The organism is Micromonospora lupini str. Lupac 08, from assembly GCF_000297395.2.
Lineage (GTDB): Bacteria > Actinomycetota > Actinomycetes > Mycobacteriales > Micromonosporaceae > Micromonospora > Micromonospora lupini.
This window is the reverse complement of sequence record NZ_HF570108.1, coordinates 1,230,729-1,245,027: the sequence shown is the minus strand read 5'-3', so window position 1 is coordinate 1,245,027 and position 14,299 is coordinate 1,230,729. Positions and strand designations below refer to the sequence as shown.

Here is a 14,299-nt window from a genome sequence, read left to right as displayed (position 1 = left end):
GGAAGCGCCGCGGTGAGAACCGCCCAGGAAGCACCGCGGTGAGAACCGCGGCTACTGCTGCTCGGTGAAGCCGAACTGGATGATTCCCTCGTCGTCGACTGTGGCGTCCACCGAGGCGTCGCCGAGCAGTTCGGCGGCATCCGGGTCGAGGAAGATCCGGGCGCCCTGGTTGTCGACGACGTGGTCGCCCTGCTCCGGCTCGGGCACCAGTTCCACGGTGAGCGATCCGGCGTCGGCGTCGGCGGCGATCCGCACACCACCGTCCTCGGCCACGTCCTGCTGGTTGGCGAGGTCACGGATGACGAGCACGGCATTGTCGGTCATGGTGAGCATTGGCGGAACTCCTCGTGGATTCTCGGCTCGCGGTCGGTTGTCGCGCAGACCGGACAAATGGCCCGCGTACGAGCGCGTGGGAGGCGACAGGAGGGACGGACGGTCATCGCCGTCGCATCGCATCGGGGCAGCTGACGGGCCCCGTCCCTGCCCACGGTGCCCGCTGCCAGGCGATCCGTCAAATAGAGCCGGATCAGTCCCGCAAGGGGGCCCCGCTGCGCCCACTGCGGGTGGGCGCTCTGCGCACACCCCCGGATTCCCCCACCCTTTTGCCCGAATCATCCTTACGCTGGGCAAATGGATGACGTCCGTCGTGCCGCCGCCGAGTTCCTCGGCACCCTGCTGCTGGTCTTCTTCGGCGTGGGTGCGGCCGTCGCCGCGCGAGTCCAGGGTGGCGTGGTGGTCGTCGCGCTGGCCTTCGGGTTCGTCATGTTGGCCCTGGTCTACACGATCGGCCCGCTCTCCGGCAGTCACGTCAACCCGGCGGTGACGCTCGGCGTGCTGCTGTCCGGCAAGATCTCGGTGCTCGGCGCGGTGGCCTACTGGATCGCCCAGTTCGTCGGGGCGACCGTGGCCGGCTTCCTGCTCTGGGCGCTGACCCGTTGGGGTGACGTGGCGGACCAGACCGGGGCGCTGGGCTCGAACGGGTACGGCGCACACATCAACCGGGGCGGCGCCGCCGTGCTGGAGATCGTACTGACCTTCCTGTTCGTCCTGGTCATCCTGGTCGTGACGAGCCGCAGCGAGAACCCGGGCGTCGCGGGCGTCGCCATCGGGCTGGCCCTGGCCGCGACCCAGTTGGTCGGCGTGACGCTTACCGGCGCCGCGGTCAACCCGGCCCGCGCCTTCGGTCCGGCGGTCTTCGAGGGTGGTACGGCGCTCCGCCAGCTCTGGGTGTTCATCGTCTTCCCGCTGCTCGGCGGCGCTCTCGCCGCGTTGGTGGCGCCACTGGTGATGGGCGCGCAGCGGCACTACTGGGGTGGGCACGACAGGTCGGTCGGCCGACCGAAGTAGACGCTCGCGGCAATAACCTTCGACCGAGGCTCTTCTCTGGCGATTACCTTCGTGACAGCATCGGCGCATGCATCGTCGTCTCTTCCCGCGCGCTGTCGCGCTGCTCGCGCTGGCCGTCACCGCGGCCAGCGTCGGCGCCTCCGGCGCCACCGCCGAGTCGCCCACCCCCGCGACGACCCGACTGCGCGCCACCATCGACACGATCCTCGCCGACAGCCGACTGGCCGACGCGCAGACGTCGGTGGTCGTCGTCGACACCAGCACCGGGCAGACCCTCTACGACCGCAACGGCGACCGGCGGCTGGTCCCGGCCTCCAACACCAAGCTGCTGACCTCGACCGCAGCCCTGGAACTGCTCGGCCCGGGGCACCACTTCAGCACCGACGTCCACACCACCGGCAAGCGCCGCGCCGGGCTGCTCTCCGGCAATCTGTACCTGCGCGGCGGCGGTGACCCGACCATGCTCGCGGCCGACTACGACGCCCTGGCGGCACAGGTCGCCGCCGACGGCGTCCGGGTCGTGACCGGCAACCTGGTCGCCGACGACACCCGCTACGACCGCACCCGGCTGGGCCCCGACTGGACCTGGGACGACGAGCCCTACTACTACGCCGCGCAGGTCTCCGCGCTCACTGTCGCGCCGGACACCGACTACGACGCGGGCACAGTGATCGTGCACGCCGCCCCGGGCAGCCGGGCCGGCGTCAGGCCGGTGGTCAGCACCACGCCGCCCACCGGCTACGTCCGCATCGACAACCGCGCCGAGACCGTCAGCGAGGGCGAGACCTCGATCTCCATCGAGCGCGAACACGGCGGCAACACGATCGTGGTGACCGGCCAGATCGCCGTCGGCGACGCGCCGGCCAGCGACTGGGTGACCGTCTGGGAGCCCACCGGCTACGCGGCCGAGGTCTTCCGTGCGGCGCTGCGCCGGCACGGCGTACGGGTGCTCGGCCGGACCGTGCTCGGCGAGCCCACCCCGGAGGCGGCCCAGCCGGTCGCGCGACACGACTCGATGAGCCTGGCCGAGCTGATGACGCCGTTTCTCAAGCTCTCCAACAACGGGCACGCCGAGGTCCTGACCAAGGAGATCGGCCGGGTGCTCTCCGGCGCGGGCACCTGGTCCGCGGGCCTCACGGCGATCAGCGAGTACGTCGCCGACACCGGGATGGACACCGGAACCCTGCGCCAGCGCGACGGCTCGGGCTTGTCCCGCCGCAACCTGGTGCCCGCGACGGAGTTCGTCGACCTCCTGGCCGCCGTGCGGGCCGAGCCCTGGTTCCCCACCTGGTACGCGGCGCTGCCCATCGCCGGGCAGCCGGAACGGTTCGTCGGCGGCACGCTGCGCAGCCGCATGGCCGGCACCCCGGCGGCGGGCAACGTGCACGCCAAGACCGGCAGCCTCACCGGGGTCTCCGCGCTGTCCGGCTACGTCACCAGCGCGGACGGCCACCTGCTGGCGTTCTCCATCCTGCTGAACAACTACCTGACGGCGTCGGTCAAGCCGCTTGAGGACCAGATCGCCGTGGCGCTGGCCGGCCATCGGGACGACGGGGCGAGCGCGGCACGTGTCGCACGGGTCGCGCCGCCCGCAGTGCCGGAGACGCCGCGTACGCCGGAGGGCGTGGAGTGCTCCTGGGTGAAGCCGATCACCTGCTGACCGGGGACCGCGAGCACGCGTACCCCGGCCTGGGGGTCAGGCCGGGCGGTCCGGTGTGGGGGGCACCGCCGTGGGGTCGCCGCGCTCGATGAGCGCGGCGATCTCGGCGGCCCGCAGGCCGCGCAGCGTCAGCACGCGGGTGCCCCAACGGTGCAGCCGGCACGGGTGCGGGCTGGCGTCGTTACGGCAGACGACACCGCCGGACCAGCGCCGGGGCGCGTGCACCACCACCGCGCGCACCGCGAACTGGGCGTCCTCGCCCGTCACGTACGGCGGCAGCGGAATGTCGCGGAGCACGTCGCCGGGCAGTTCGTCGGGGCCGGAGGAGACGGCGGGACGGACGCGGTGGGCGGTACTGCTGCTCATCTGCGCTTCCTCCACAATGGAAGGTGGGACGGGGACAGCAGAAAGTTACGTCGTTCTCGACCGAGAGCGACGGACAAACTGTCCCGCCACTCGGCGGTTCAGCGCAGCGCGAGGGCCTGGAGGCCGACGTTGCCGCAGTGCTCGGTGAAGACCTTCTCGACGGTCCAGGTCAGCACCAGCCGGGCGTCCTTCGGCAGCTCGAACCGGATGGTGAACTGGGCGCTCTGGCTGGTGTACGGATCCTCCAGGCGCAGGGTGCTGACCGGCCCGCCGGTGGACAGCCGCACGTCCAGCCGACCCCGTGCCATCCAGATCCCGGCGTAGAGCTGGACGGTGCGCGGCGCCCCGCTGCCGGCGACCGCGAGCATGAACCCGTTGCCCACGCCACAGGTGTAGACGCCGTTTGAGCTGCCCCGGTCCGCCCGCTCGGGTGCGCCGTCGGACCAGCGGATGACCTCCTGGTTGCCGTCCCAGCCGATCCGGGTGCCCCTCCCACCCCCGTCGACGATCTCGCCGGAGCCGGAGCGCTTACGCACTGTCGAGTTGCCGCCGCGCAGCCCCCAGTGCATCCAGTCGCGGGTGCCCACGGCGGTGAGGTCGACCTCGGCGGGCACCTCGGCGCGGCTCACCGACAGCAGCGACGCCCCCGGCTTCTTCGACGGCGGGGCGGGCGTGCTCGTCGACGGAGACGGCTCGGGCGAGGGTGGCCGCTCCCGGGGGCGCAGACCGGGCAGCGCCGGCCCGGCATCGGTGGCGTGCCCGTCGGCGGCGGGAAGGGTCGTCGGGCGGGTGGCTCCGGCGGGCACGCCACCCGAGCCACCGGCCGGGCCGTCGCCCGACTCCGGGTCGGACCGCGTGCCGACATAGGCGACGAGCACCACCAGGCAGACGAGTGCGCCGAGCCCTTCCAACGCCCAACGCCGCCGCCGCTGCCGGGTGCGGGCGAGCCGGCGCAGCGTCCGGTGGTTCAGTCCGGCGGCGAGGGTCCGCGGCCGGTGCGACGCCGGTCGGCCGGTCGGCGCGTCCTCGGCCCGCGCATCCGAGCGCGTACGGTCCTCGTCCGCCACCGACCCCTCCAGTCCGCCGCCCGGCCACCACCGCACGCGACGGATCGACCGTCCACTGTGGGTCGCTTCACGATTTGCACAGGCGTGGTCGACACGCTAAATCGGGACAGGCTGGTGTGTCCAGTCCGGATCGGGACGGTATGGGACGGCCGGCGATCCCGCGATCGATCGACCGGGAACGACCCCGCGTCAGCCGATCCGGAAGCCGAGCGCCTGCGCGATGACGAGCGCCTGCTCCACGTCCACGATCGCGCCGGCCCGTTCGACAGACGTCGGATCCAGTGCGGTGAGGTCACTACGCCGCAGGTCGGCCCCGCCGAGACGGCAGTTGTGCAGCTGTGCCCCGGAGAGGTCCACGCCGGTCACCGTGGCGCCGGTCAGGTTGGCCCCGGTCAGGTCGGCCTCGCGCATCCGCACGTCGCTCAGCCGGACGGCACGCAGGTCCGCGCCGGGCAGCGCGACGAACGACCAGTCGCCGCCGTCGACCCGCAGCGGACGAAGCTCGCACTGGACGAAGGTGCTCCCGACCAGCTTGCAGCCAGTGAACTCGGCCTCGAAGAAGTTGCAGCGCCGGAAGACACAGCGGGTGAACGCCGAGTCGAGGTGCCGGGACGCGTTGAACTGCACGTTGCCGAACGTACAGCCGGTGAAGACCGCGCCCCGGGTGACGGCCTCGGTCAGGTCCACGTCGAAGAACTCGCACGCCACGAACTGGCGGTCGGTCAGCTCCTCGGCGTACCAGTCCTCGTGGCGGAACGTCGTGTCCTCGGTCAACTCCGGCATTCGGCCAGGCTAGTGCCGCCCCCCGACGCCCCCGGGACGGCCCGGTCGGGCGGCCCCTTCCGATGGCGGCGTACCGGCGAGTAGGTTCGGCGACGTGAGTGTGGCGCGGAGCAAGGACCCCGATCAGATCGGCTTCGACCCGGCGCGGCTGGCGCGGATCGACGAACACTTCGGCAGGTACGTCGACGACGGCCGGTTGGCCGGCTGGCAGGTGGTGGTCACCCGGGGCGGCGACGTGGCGCACTCCTCGACGTACGGCCTGGCCGACCGCGAGTCGGGCGCCCCGGTCGAGGCCGACACGCTCTGGCGGATCTACTCGATGACCAAGCCGATCACCTCGGTCGCCGCCATGCTGCTGTGGGAGGAGGGCCGCTTCGAGCTGACCGACGAGATCAGCCGCTGGCTGCCCGAGTTCGCCGATCTGCGGGTCTACTCGAAGGGCTCGGCTCTCAAGCCGTACACCGTGCCGGCGACCGAGCCGATCCGGGTCTGGCACCTGCTCACCCACACCGCCGGCCTGACGTACGGCTTCATGCAGACCTCGGTGGTCGACGGGCTGTACCGGGCGGCCGGCTACGACCTGTACCCGCCTGCGGACGTCGACCTGGCAGGCGCCTGCGCGGCCTTCGGCGAACTGCCCCTGCTCTTCCAGCCCGGCACGGCCTGGGGCTACTCGGTCGCCACGGACGTGCTCGGCCGGCTGGTCGAGGTGGTCTCCGGGCAGAGCCTGGACGCCTTCTTCGCCGAGAAGATCTTCGGCCCGCTGGGCATGACGGACACCCGCTGGTGGGTCGAGGGCGACGAGACCGAGCGGCTGGCCGCGCTCTACGCGCCGGATCCGCGCAGCGGGCGGGCGGTCCGCTACGACCGGCTCGGCGCGCTCGCGCACCACAAGCCCGGCCTGCTCTCCGGAGGCGGTGGCCTGATCTCCAGCGCCGCCGACTACCACCGGTTCACGTCTATGCTGCTGCGCGGCGGCGAGCTGGACGGCGTACGGCTGCTCGGGCCGCGCACGGTGCGTTTCATGACCCGCAACCACCTGCCCGGCGGGCAGGATCTGGGCACGCTGTCCACCGGCGGCTTCGCCGAGACCACCCTCGACGGGATCGGCTTCGGTCTCGGCTTCGCGGTGGTCGAGGATCCGATCCCGAGCCGGGTGCCGAGCAGCGTCGGCGAGTACTACTGGGGTGGGGTCGCCAGCACGGCGTTCTGGGTCGACCCGGCGGAGGAGATCACCGCGCTGCTGTTCACCCAGCTCATGCCGTCGAGCACGTACCCGCTGCGCTCCCAACTGCGCCAGCTCGTCTACGCCGCCCTCGTCGAGTGACCGGGATCGCCGTTCCGGCGACGGGCGGGCGGCCCGGTCCCTAGCCTGAGCTGGTGAGCAGCATCGTCGTGTTTGGCGCGGGCGGCACCGCCGGGTCGCGGGTCACCGCAGAGGCGGTCGATCGTGGGCACCGGGTGATCGCCGCGGTCCGCCGCCCGGAGGCCACCTCGTACCTGCCGGCGGGGGTGCGGACGATCACCGGGGACGCCACAAGCGAGCGCAGCGTCCGGGAGTTGGCGCCGGAGGCGGACGCGCTGGTGGTGGCGATCGGCGGCGGCGAGCGTGGGTTGTGGCGCGACGCCGCCGAGAACCTGGTCACCACCCTGCGGTCGATGCCGGCCGCACCGCGGATCATCCACCTGGGCGGCGGCTCGACCCTGCTCACCCCGCGGGGCACCCGCATCCTGGACGAGCCGGACTTCCCGGAGCAGTACCGGGACGCGGCGCTGGGCCAGGCCGACGCCCTGGACTACTACCGCACCGCCGCCGACGGGGTGAGCTGGACCTACGTCTCGCCGCCGCCGTTGGAGTTCCACCCCGGCGACCGCACCGGGCACTACCGCACCGGCACCGACGAGCCGGTCACCGACGACCAGGGCCGGTCGGTGCTCACCTACGAGGACCTGGCGGTCGCGATCGTCGACGAGATCGAGCAGCCCCGGTACGTCAACGCGCGCTTCACCGCCGCGTACTGACCATCGCGGCAACCGACGGTCGAGGCCGCCGGACCGACCTCCCCTTACCCCCTGTAGAGCTGCCCCAGAGATGGGGCAGACGCGGGCGGCAACGCGCAGAGGACAGCAACGCGCGGCGAGCCGCACAGCACAGCACGGCATCCGCACGCGGCGGACACGCCGCCCTCGTCGTCCGCCCCAGATCTGGGGCAGCTCTACAGCACGCCAACCCACCCCGTGGGTGCGGGCGCGTTCGGTTGATCGAGCGGCGCCGGACCTGGGGTGGCGGCCACCGCCGCGTACTGAGAAGGGGCGGTCAGTCGGCGAGGCGGGCCGGGAAGCCACCGGTGGCGATGGGCCCCCAGGCGTCGATGGTGACCCGGATCAGCGACTTGCCCTGGCGCACCATCGCCGCCCGGTAGTCGTCCCAGTCCGGGTGTTCGCCGGAGATGCTGCGGAAGTATTCGACCAACGGCTCCAGCGCCTCGGGCAGGTCCAGCACCTCGGCCGTGCCGTCGAGCTGCACCCAGGGGCCGTTCCAGTCGTCGGACAGCACGCAGGCCGAGACCCGGGGGTCACGACGGATGTTTGTCACCTTCGCCCGCTCGGGGTAGGTGGACACGACGAGTCGGCCCTGACCGTCGATGCCGGCGGAGACCGGGGAGGCCTGCGGGCGGCCGTCGGCCCGGGTGGTCATCAGCACGACACGGTGCCGGGGCCGGAGGAAGTCGAGCAGGGTGTCCCGGTCGACCCGGGTGTTCTTCGCGATGCTGCGCGCCATCACTCGTTCCTACCAGGGTGGCCACCGACCAACGGCGGCAGGTCGGCCGCGGCGGGTCAGCGGGGGTCGGCGGCGGCGCGGTGCACCGCCTGGGTGGGCACGCGGGGCCGGCCGGCCGGGCGCCAGGCCCGGCCGTTGGCATAGATCACCCGAAAGCCGAGGTACGAGGCCAGCGGCGCCCAGTGCGCGGAGCCCATCCGCAGTTCGGCGGCATTGTGCCGCTGCCCGTTCGCCAGCACGTCGAGCAGGACGGTTTCGAAGGCGGCCGATTCGACCCAGTCGACGTCGCGGGTGAAACCGCAGATCAGGGCGGCTCCGGTGACCTCCAGGAACTCGCGCAGCACCGCGTCCGACGCGCGGAGGACCGAACAGCTGCCGAAATAGAGCCGGCGTCCCTCGCAGCGGCCGGCCATCAGCTCGGCCACCTCGTTCAGCTCCACGGACTGCCAGTCGGTGAGGCAGAGTCGGCTCGGCTCGCCGTGCATGGCGAAGAAGCCGACGCGGTGGTCGGCGTACTGCTTGAGCAGCCAGCGGTCCAGGAAGTAGAACAGCTCGTCGCGGGTGGCCGCGTCCTTGTGGATGAAGCGGATCTTGCCCAGCCGCTCCAGCAGCTCGAGGGTGGGCAGCACGGAACCGCGTTCGTTGAGGTCACGGTGCCACTGACCCTCGACACAGAAGACGCCACCGCGTGCCACGTGCACCTCCGCCAGTCCGCCGCCCGGGGCTGACGTTACCGGCCCCCGATGGACGAGGAACATCACCCTGGGTGTGACCGATTGCGACGTTCGGTGCAGTTTTCCCGCCACCGAGTCGATCGGGGGGAAATGGCTGTTTCACAAATCAGTCCAATTCACAGCCGATGCCCAGGAACAACGAATCGTGAGGACAATTCTCGTTAATTGCCACCTAGCGCACTCATCGGTGCGAGGGTGGAAATCACGGGACGTCCCGGTCGATGTCCCGAAGCAACCCCATTCGCTCTCCTATCGGGAGGACTTCTGTGCGCGTAAACACCTTGAAGCGAGTTGCTGTCGCTTTCGCCCTGGCACTGCCCGGGGCAGCGATCGCCTCGGTGGTCGCCGCGCCGGCAGCGTACGCGGACGGCTGCTACACCTGGAACCGCAACCTGTACCAGGGGCGCTCCGGCGACGATGTCCGTCAGCTGCAGATCCGGGTCGCCGGCTGGGCCGGCTACCGGGACATCGTGGAGAACGACGGCCGCTACGGACCGAAGACCGCCGCTGCGGTCAAGCGGTTCCAGCAGGCGTACGGGCTGCGCGCCGACGGTGTCGCGGGCCCGCAGACCTACGCCAAGCTGTACCAGCTCCAGGACAACGACTGCACGCCCGCGCACTTCACCTACAACGAGTTGGACAACGGGTGCGGCGGCAGCGGGTGGAGCGGCGGCCCGGTGTCGGCGAGCCAGACCAAGCAGAACGCGCTGCGCACCATGTGGAAGTTGGAGGCGCTGCGCAAGAGCCTCGGCGACAAGCCGCTGAACGTGTCGAGCGGCTTCCGCAGCCGCGCCTGCAACAACCAGGTCGGCGGTGCGTCGGACAGCCAGCACCTGTACGGCAACGCCGCCGACGTCACCTCGCGGACGTCCTCGCTGTGCACGGTGGCCAAGAAAGCCCGCAACAACGGCTTCAGCGGCATCTACGGGCCGGGCTACCCCGACCACGACGACCACGTGCACGTCGACTCTCGGCGCGAGAACAACAGCGACAACAGCTCGAACACGACGAGCTGGTCCGCGCCGGACTGCGGCATCGGCGCCGGTAACGACTGAACGAGCCGGCAGCGTGACGTCGGCCCGGCGCGGGTGGGGATCTCCGCGTCGGGCCGCCGTCGTGTCGCCCCGGGCAGGGCGGGGTGGGGACCGCTCAGCTCGCCCGGGGCCAGCGCGGCGCGGTGACGGGGGGAGTCACCGGCCGGCCGGCAGAGGCCTGTCGTACGGCCGCAGGGGTGACCCGGGCGGCCTGGTGCCGCGCCGGCAGCCCGCCGCGGCCGGGGGCCGGCGCCGGGTAGCCGGCCGTCGTCGCCGGTCGGGCGCCGGTGGGGCGCGCGGACGACGGCCCGGTCGCGGTGAACGGGAAGGGCACGTGTACGAAGGGGTTGCCGTGCTGGATCAACGCCTCGATCTGCCGTTCGTTGAGCCCGTGTGTCTCCAGAACCCGACGCCCCCACCGGTGCAGTCGGCACGGGTAGGAGGCGCCGTCGTTGCGGCACAGCGGCCCGGTCGGCCATTCCTCGGCGGTGTGCACGACCACCGCCCGGACCGCGAGCCGGACATCCTCGGGGGTCAGTGGTGCCGGCACCGGCACCTCACCCAGCACCAGGTCGATGGGATCCGTCGACTGCTCACCAACACGCACGGCAGGCCTCCCGCAGTTCGGCAGCGGTACGGCGGACTCACCGCACCGACATCCTCGGGCAGTGGTACGGCCGGCATCGGACGAAAGTTCAATCCCGGAGCCCCTAACCGTTCCCCTGTCGGAGCGCTCAGACGAGGTCGGCGTCGTGCACCAGCAGGGCCACCTGGACCCGGTTGTTGAGATCGAGCCGGGTCAGCAGCCGGGAGACGTACGCCTTCACCGTCGCCACGCTCATGAACAGCTCCCCCGCGATCTCCGCGTTGGTGCGGCCCCGCCCCAGCGCGACCGCCACCTGACGCTCCCGCTCGCTGAGCCCGCCGAGCAGCCGTAGCGCCCGCTCGCGACGCGGGTCCGGGCCGGCCAGGGCCGGGGCGGCGGCGGTGACGTGGTCGATGAGCGTGCGGGTCACCGTCGGGGAGAGCGTCGCCTCACCCGCGGCGACCCGGCGTACCGCGTGCACGATGTTCGCCGGAGGGGTGTCCTTGAGCAGGAAACCGGCCGCCCCGGCGCGCAGCGCCCGCAGCACCTGCTCGTCGGCGTCGAAGGTGGTCAGCACCAGCACCTCCGGCGGGTGCGGCTGGGCACGTAGCGCCTCGGTGGCGGTGAGCCCGTCCACCCGGGGCATCCGGATGTCCATCAGGACCACGTCCGGGGCGTACGCGGCGACCGCCGCCGGAACCTCGCCGCCGTCGGCCGCCTCGCCCACCACCAGCAGGTCCGGCAGGCCGCCGAGGATCATCGAGAGCCCCGCCCGGACCAGCGCGTCGTCGTCCACGATCAGCACCCGCACCGGCGGCGTGCCCGACTCGGTCCCGGCCCCGCCGGTCGGGCCGGTCGGGCCGGTCACGCCGGCCACGGCAGCCAGGCGGCGAGACGGAAGTCGCCCGCGTCGTCCCGGCCGTACGCCAGCCGACCGCCGGCCAGCGTGACGCGCTCGCTGATGCCCACCAGGCCGGTGCCGGCGCCCGGCAGTGTGCCGCCGGCCGGCGCACCGACCGGCCAGCGGTTGCCGATCGCCACGGTCAGGCCGGCGCCCGGCCCGCCGGCGACGTCCACGGTGACCGCCGCGCCGGCCGCGTGCTTGCGGGCGTTGGTCAGCCCCTCCTGCACGATGCGGTACGCGGCCCGGCCCAGCGCCGCCGGAACCTCCCCCGACCGGTCGACGGTGTCGCTGACGTTGACCCGTACCCCGGCCGAGCGCGACTCGGCGATCAGGGCCGGCAGGTCGGCGAGGGTGGGCTGCGGCGGCTCCGGGGAGGCTCCGCCGGGGTCGTCCTCGGCCCGGAGCACGCCAATGACCTCCCGCAGGTCCTGCAGCGCGGCGTGGGCGCTGCCCCGGATCACCCCGGCGGCCCGGGCGACCTCGTCGGCCGGCGCGTCGGGGCGGAACTCAAGCGCGCCGGCGTGCAGGCTGAGCAGCGAGATCCGGTGGGCCAGCACGTCGTGCATCTCCCGCGCGATCCGGGTGCGTTCGAGGTGGCGGGCCTGGGCGACCCGGAGCTGCTGCTCGGACTCGGCACGCTCGGCCCGGTCGCGCAGCGACACGATCAACTGTCGCCGGGCCCGGACGAACATCCCCCAGGCCAGCACGACGAGGCTGAACACCACACCCCACGCCGCGGTTTCCCAGTACGTCAGATTCGGGTCCGGACGCAGCCAACTGAAGCCCAGGTTGGTGATCAGGCCGGCGCCCGTGACCCCGATCGCGACGGCGGTGCGGCGGTGCACCACCACGGTGAAGTAGAAGATCAACAGCGGGACGGCGGCGGCCAACGAGAACAGGGTCAGCGGTATCGTCGCCACCACCAGCCCCAGCGGCCACCGGCGGCGCACCCAGAGCAGCCCGCAGCAGACCAGCCCGATCAGCGCGTCGACGCCGACCATCCAGTGCGGGACCGCGGTGGTGATCGTCGGGTCGGGCGACAGGGCGTCGGCCGTGGCGAACAACACCCAGACCAGAGAGACCAGGAACGCCAGGCTGTCCACGATCCAGTCGCGGGTGGTGCGGCGCGGGTGGGCCCGGTCACGTTCGCCCGGCACGACCAGCTCCCCCGGCAGCAGCCAGGGGTGTTCCGGGACGGCGAGGCTGGTCACGGCCCCATGCTAGGCAGCCGACGGGCACCACGACCAGCTACCAAAGTATCGACCGGAGCGTCGACCAAGGTCGGTGCGGCACCGACCGGCGGCCGCAGCGGATGGCCGGTCGGCGCGGGCACGCTCATCGGCATGATCACGGTAGAGAACCTCACGAAGCGCTACGGGCCACACCCGGCCGTGGACGACGTCTCGTTCCAGTGCGAGCCGGGCACCGTCACCGGCTTCCTCGGCCCCAACGGCGCGGGAAAGTCCACCACCATGCGGATGATCTGCGGGCTCACCGCCCCGACCGCCGGCCGCGCCACCGTCTCCGGGCACCCGTACCGGGAGCTGCCCAACCCGGGGCGGGAGGTCGGGGTCCTGCTGGACGCCTCCGCCCAGCACGCCGGGCGCACCGGCCGCGAGGCGTTGACGCTGTCCGCGTACACCATGGGGTTGGACCGGCGCGAGGTCGCCGCGAAGCTCGACCTGGTCGGGTTGAACGCGGTGGCGGCGAAGCGTCGGGTACGGGCGTACTCGTTGGGCATGCGCCAACGGCTCGGGCTGGCGCAGGCGCTGCTCGGCGACCCCCGGGTGTTGATCCTCGACGAGCCGGCCAACGGCCTGGACCCGGAGGGGATCTTCTGGATGCGCGGCCTGCTGCGCGACTTCGCCGACCGGGGCGGCACAGTGCTGCTCTCCTCCCACCTGCTGCGCGAGGTGGAGGCGGTCGCGGACCGGCTGGTGGTGATCGGGGGCGGCCGGATCGTGGCCCAGGGCGACAAGAACGAACTGCTGGCGGGCGGTGGCACGGTGGTCCGGGCCCGCGACGACGCGGCGCTGCGCCGGGCGCTGGAACTGGCCGGGCTGAGCGCCGCCGACAGCTCCGAGGGGCTGCTCGTGCAGGCCGACGCCGAGGCGGTCGGCCAGGCCGCCGCCGATGCCGGCGTCGCGCTGGCCGAGCTGCGCCCCGCCGCCGGCGGTGGCCTCGAACAGCTCTTCCTCACCCTGACCGCCGGCGAATCCACCAAGGAGGCCGTCCGATGACCACCACCACCACGCCCACCGCCGGCGCCGTCGCGCCCCGGCAGCACACTGCGGTACGCCGCCCGTCGCTGCTCCGGCTCACCGTCGCGGAGCTGCGCAAACTCGTCGACACCCGGGCCGGTCGCTGGCTCCTGATCACCATCGGGCTGCTCACCGCCGCGATCGTCACCCTGCAACTGATCTACGCGGAGGAGGCCGACCAGACCTTCCTCAACTTCTTCGTCCCCTCACTGCTGCCGGTGTCGGTGCTGCTGCCGGTGCTCGGCATCCTGTCGATCACCAGCGAGTGGTCGCAGCGGACGGCCCTCACCACGTACGCGCTGGTGCCCCGCCGGGAGCGGGTGGTGGCCGCGAAGCTGCTCGCCGTGGCGCTTACCGCGCTGGCCTCGGTGCTGACCAGCCTCGCCGTCGCCGCCGTCGGGACGCTCGTGGCCTCCGCCATCGGCGGCGCGGGCACCTGGCAGTTCGACTGGTCGCTGCTGCTGAACGCGGTGGTGATCCAGGTCACCAGCGTGCTGATGGGCGCGGCCTTCGGTCTGCTGCTGCTCAACACGCCGCTGGCCATCGTCGGCTACCTGCTGCTGCCCACCCTGTGGGGGGTGCTCGGTGAGATGGTCAAGCCCCTGCGCGGCCCGTCCGAGTGGCTGGACACCAGCAAGACCATGGAGCCGTTGTTCAGCAGCGACGCCGTCACCGGCGGGCAGTGGGGACGGATGGCGGTGTCCCTGCTGGTCTGGATGGTCCTGCCGCTGGCCGCAGGCCTGTTCCGGACGCTGCGCCGCGAGGTGTCCTGACC

General features: G+C 72.4%; 16 protein-coding genes. 7 read left to right on the top strand and 9 right to left on the bottom strand.

Features of this window, described 5'->3' with window-relative positions; all coding sequences use genetic code 11:
• Positions 1-51 precede the first annotated feature (51 nt).
• Positions 52-333: an adhesin gene (locus MILUP08_RS06985; protein ID WP_007456076.1), complete on the bottom strand. Its 282-nt coding sequence runs from the start codon at positions 331-333 to the stop codon at positions 52-54.
• Between the two features lie 297 nt (positions 334-630).
• Here MILUP08_RS06985 and MILUP08_RS06980 point away from each other — a divergent pair, with 297 nt between their 5' ends.
• Both MILUP08_RS06980 and dacB read left to right on the top strand, forming a co-directional pair.
• Positions 631-1,347 (top strand): MIP/aquaporin family protein, encoded by a 717-nt coding sequence (locus tag MILUP08_RS06980; RefSeq protein WP_007456074.1) that lies wholly within the window; start codon positions 631-633, stop codon positions 1,345-1,347.
• A gap of 67 nt (positions 1,348-1,414) precedes the next feature.
• Positions 1,415-3,007, top strand: coding sequence for a D-alanyl-D-alanine carboxypeptidase/D-alanyl-D-alanine endopeptidase (dacB, locus tag MILUP08_RS06975; RefSeq protein WP_007456072.1), 1,593 nt, complete (start codon positions 1,415-1,417; stop codon positions 3,005-3,007).
• A 36-nt stretch (positions 3,008-3,043) separates the two neighbouring features.
• Here the strand turns inward: dacB and MILUP08_RS06970 are convergent, their stop codons facing one another.
• The 3 genes from MILUP08_RS06970 to MILUP08_RS06960 all read right to left on the bottom strand — a co-directional run bounded on the left by MILUP08_RS06970 (position 3,044) and on the right by MILUP08_RS06960 (position 5,223).
• Positions 3,044-3,373 (bottom strand): hypothetical protein, encoded by a 330-nt coding sequence (locus MILUP08_RS06970; RefSeq protein ID WP_007456070.1) that lies wholly within the window; start codon positions 3,371-3,373, stop codon positions 3,044-3,046.
• A 98-nt stretch (positions 3,374-3,471) separates the two neighbouring features.
• Entirely contained in the window at positions 3,472-4,440 is a 969-nt protein-coding gene (locus MILUP08_RS06965; RefSeq protein ID WP_007456069.1) for a hypothetical protein, read from the bottom strand.
• Between the two features lie 189 nt (positions 4,441-4,629).
• Entirely contained in the window at positions 4,630-5,223 is a 594-nt protein-coding gene (locus MILUP08_RS06960) for a pentapeptide repeat-containing protein (protein WP_007456067.1), read from the bottom strand.
• A 94-nt stretch (positions 5,224-5,317) separates the two neighbouring features.
• Here MILUP08_RS06960 and MILUP08_RS06955 point away from each other — a divergent pair, with 94 nt between their 5' ends.
• Both MILUP08_RS06955 and MILUP08_RS06950 read left to right on the top strand, forming a co-directional pair.
• On the top strand, positions 5,318-6,550 hold the full coding sequence (locus tag MILUP08_RS06955) for a serine hydrolase domain-containing protein (protein WP_007456065.1): 1,233 nt from the start codon (positions 5,318-5,320) through the stop codon (positions 6,548-6,550).
• A 53-nt stretch (positions 6,551-6,603) separates the two neighbouring features.
• Positions 6,604-7,245, top strand: coding sequence for an NAD(P)-dependent oxidoreductase (locus tag MILUP08_RS06950; protein WP_007456064.1), 642 nt, complete (start codon positions 6,604-6,606; stop codon positions 7,243-7,245).
• Positions 7,246-7,540: 295 nt separating this feature from the next.
• Here MILUP08_RS06950 and MILUP08_RS06945 read toward each other — a convergent pair whose 3' ends face one another.
• Both MILUP08_RS06945 and MILUP08_RS06940 read right to left on the bottom strand, forming a co-directional pair.
• Positions 7,541-8,005: a PPOX class F420-dependent oxidoreductase gene (locus MILUP08_RS06945; protein ID WP_007456062.1), complete on the bottom strand. Its 465-nt coding sequence runs from the start codon at positions 8,003-8,005 to the stop codon at positions 7,541-7,543.
• Positions 8,006-8,061: 56 nt separating this feature from the next.
• The gene (locus MILUP08_RS06940) at positions 8,062-8,700 is read right to left on the bottom strand and encodes a DUF6642 family protein (RefSeq protein WP_007456059.1); all 639 of its coding nucleotides are present in this window, start codon (positions 8,698-8,700) and stop codon (positions 8,062-8,064) included.
• A 305-nt stretch (positions 8,701-9,005) separates the two neighbouring features.
• Here MILUP08_RS06940 and MILUP08_RS37070 point away from each other — a divergent pair, with 305 nt between their 5' ends.
• A complete protein-coding gene (locus tag MILUP08_RS37070) occupies positions 9,006-9,794 on the top strand; it encodes a D-Ala-D-Ala carboxypeptidase family metallohydrolase (RefSeq protein WP_007456057.1) in 789 nt (262 codons plus the stop codon).
• Positions 9,795-9,888: 94 nt separating this feature from the next.
• On the opposite strand, the gene MILUP08_RS06930 is transcribed toward MILUP08_RS37070, so the two are convergent.
• The 3 genes from MILUP08_RS06930 to MILUP08_RS06920 all read right to left on the bottom strand — a co-directional run bounded on the left by MILUP08_RS06930 (position 9,889) and on the right by MILUP08_RS06920 (position 12,474).
• Positions 9,889-10,380, bottom strand: a complete 492-nt coding sequence (locus MILUP08_RS06930; RefSeq protein ID WP_007456055.1) for a hypothetical protein — start codon at positions 10,378-10,380, stop codon at positions 9,889-9,891.
• 127 nt (positions 10,381-10,507) lie between these two features.
• Entirely contained in the window at positions 10,508-11,245 is a 738-nt protein-coding gene (locus tag MILUP08_RS06925; protein WP_039905539.1) for a response regulator, read from the bottom strand.
• Positions 11,224-12,474, bottom strand: coding sequence for a sensor histidine kinase (locus MILUP08_RS06920; RefSeq protein WP_007456050.1), 1,251 nt, complete (start codon positions 12,472-12,474; stop codon positions 11,224-11,226). Before MILUP08_RS06920 ends, MILUP08_RS06925 begins: the two co-directional genes overlap by 22 nt.
• 132 nt (positions 12,475-12,606) lie before the next feature.
• Between MILUP08_RS06920 and MILUP08_RS06915 the strand changes: the two genes are divergently transcribed.
• On the top strand, positions 12,607-13,503 hold the full coding sequence (locus MILUP08_RS06915; protein ID WP_007456048.1) for an ABC transporter ATP-binding protein: 897 nt from the start codon (positions 12,607-12,609) through the stop codon (positions 13,501-13,503).
• A complete protein-coding gene (locus MILUP08_RS06910) occupies positions 13,500-14,297 on the top strand; it encodes an ABC transporter permease (protein WP_007456046.1) in 798 nt (265 codons plus the stop codon). The genes MILUP08_RS06915 and MILUP08_RS06910 overlap by 4 nt, the downstream gene beginning before the upstream one ends.
• Positions 14,298-14,299 lie beyond the last annotated feature (2 nt).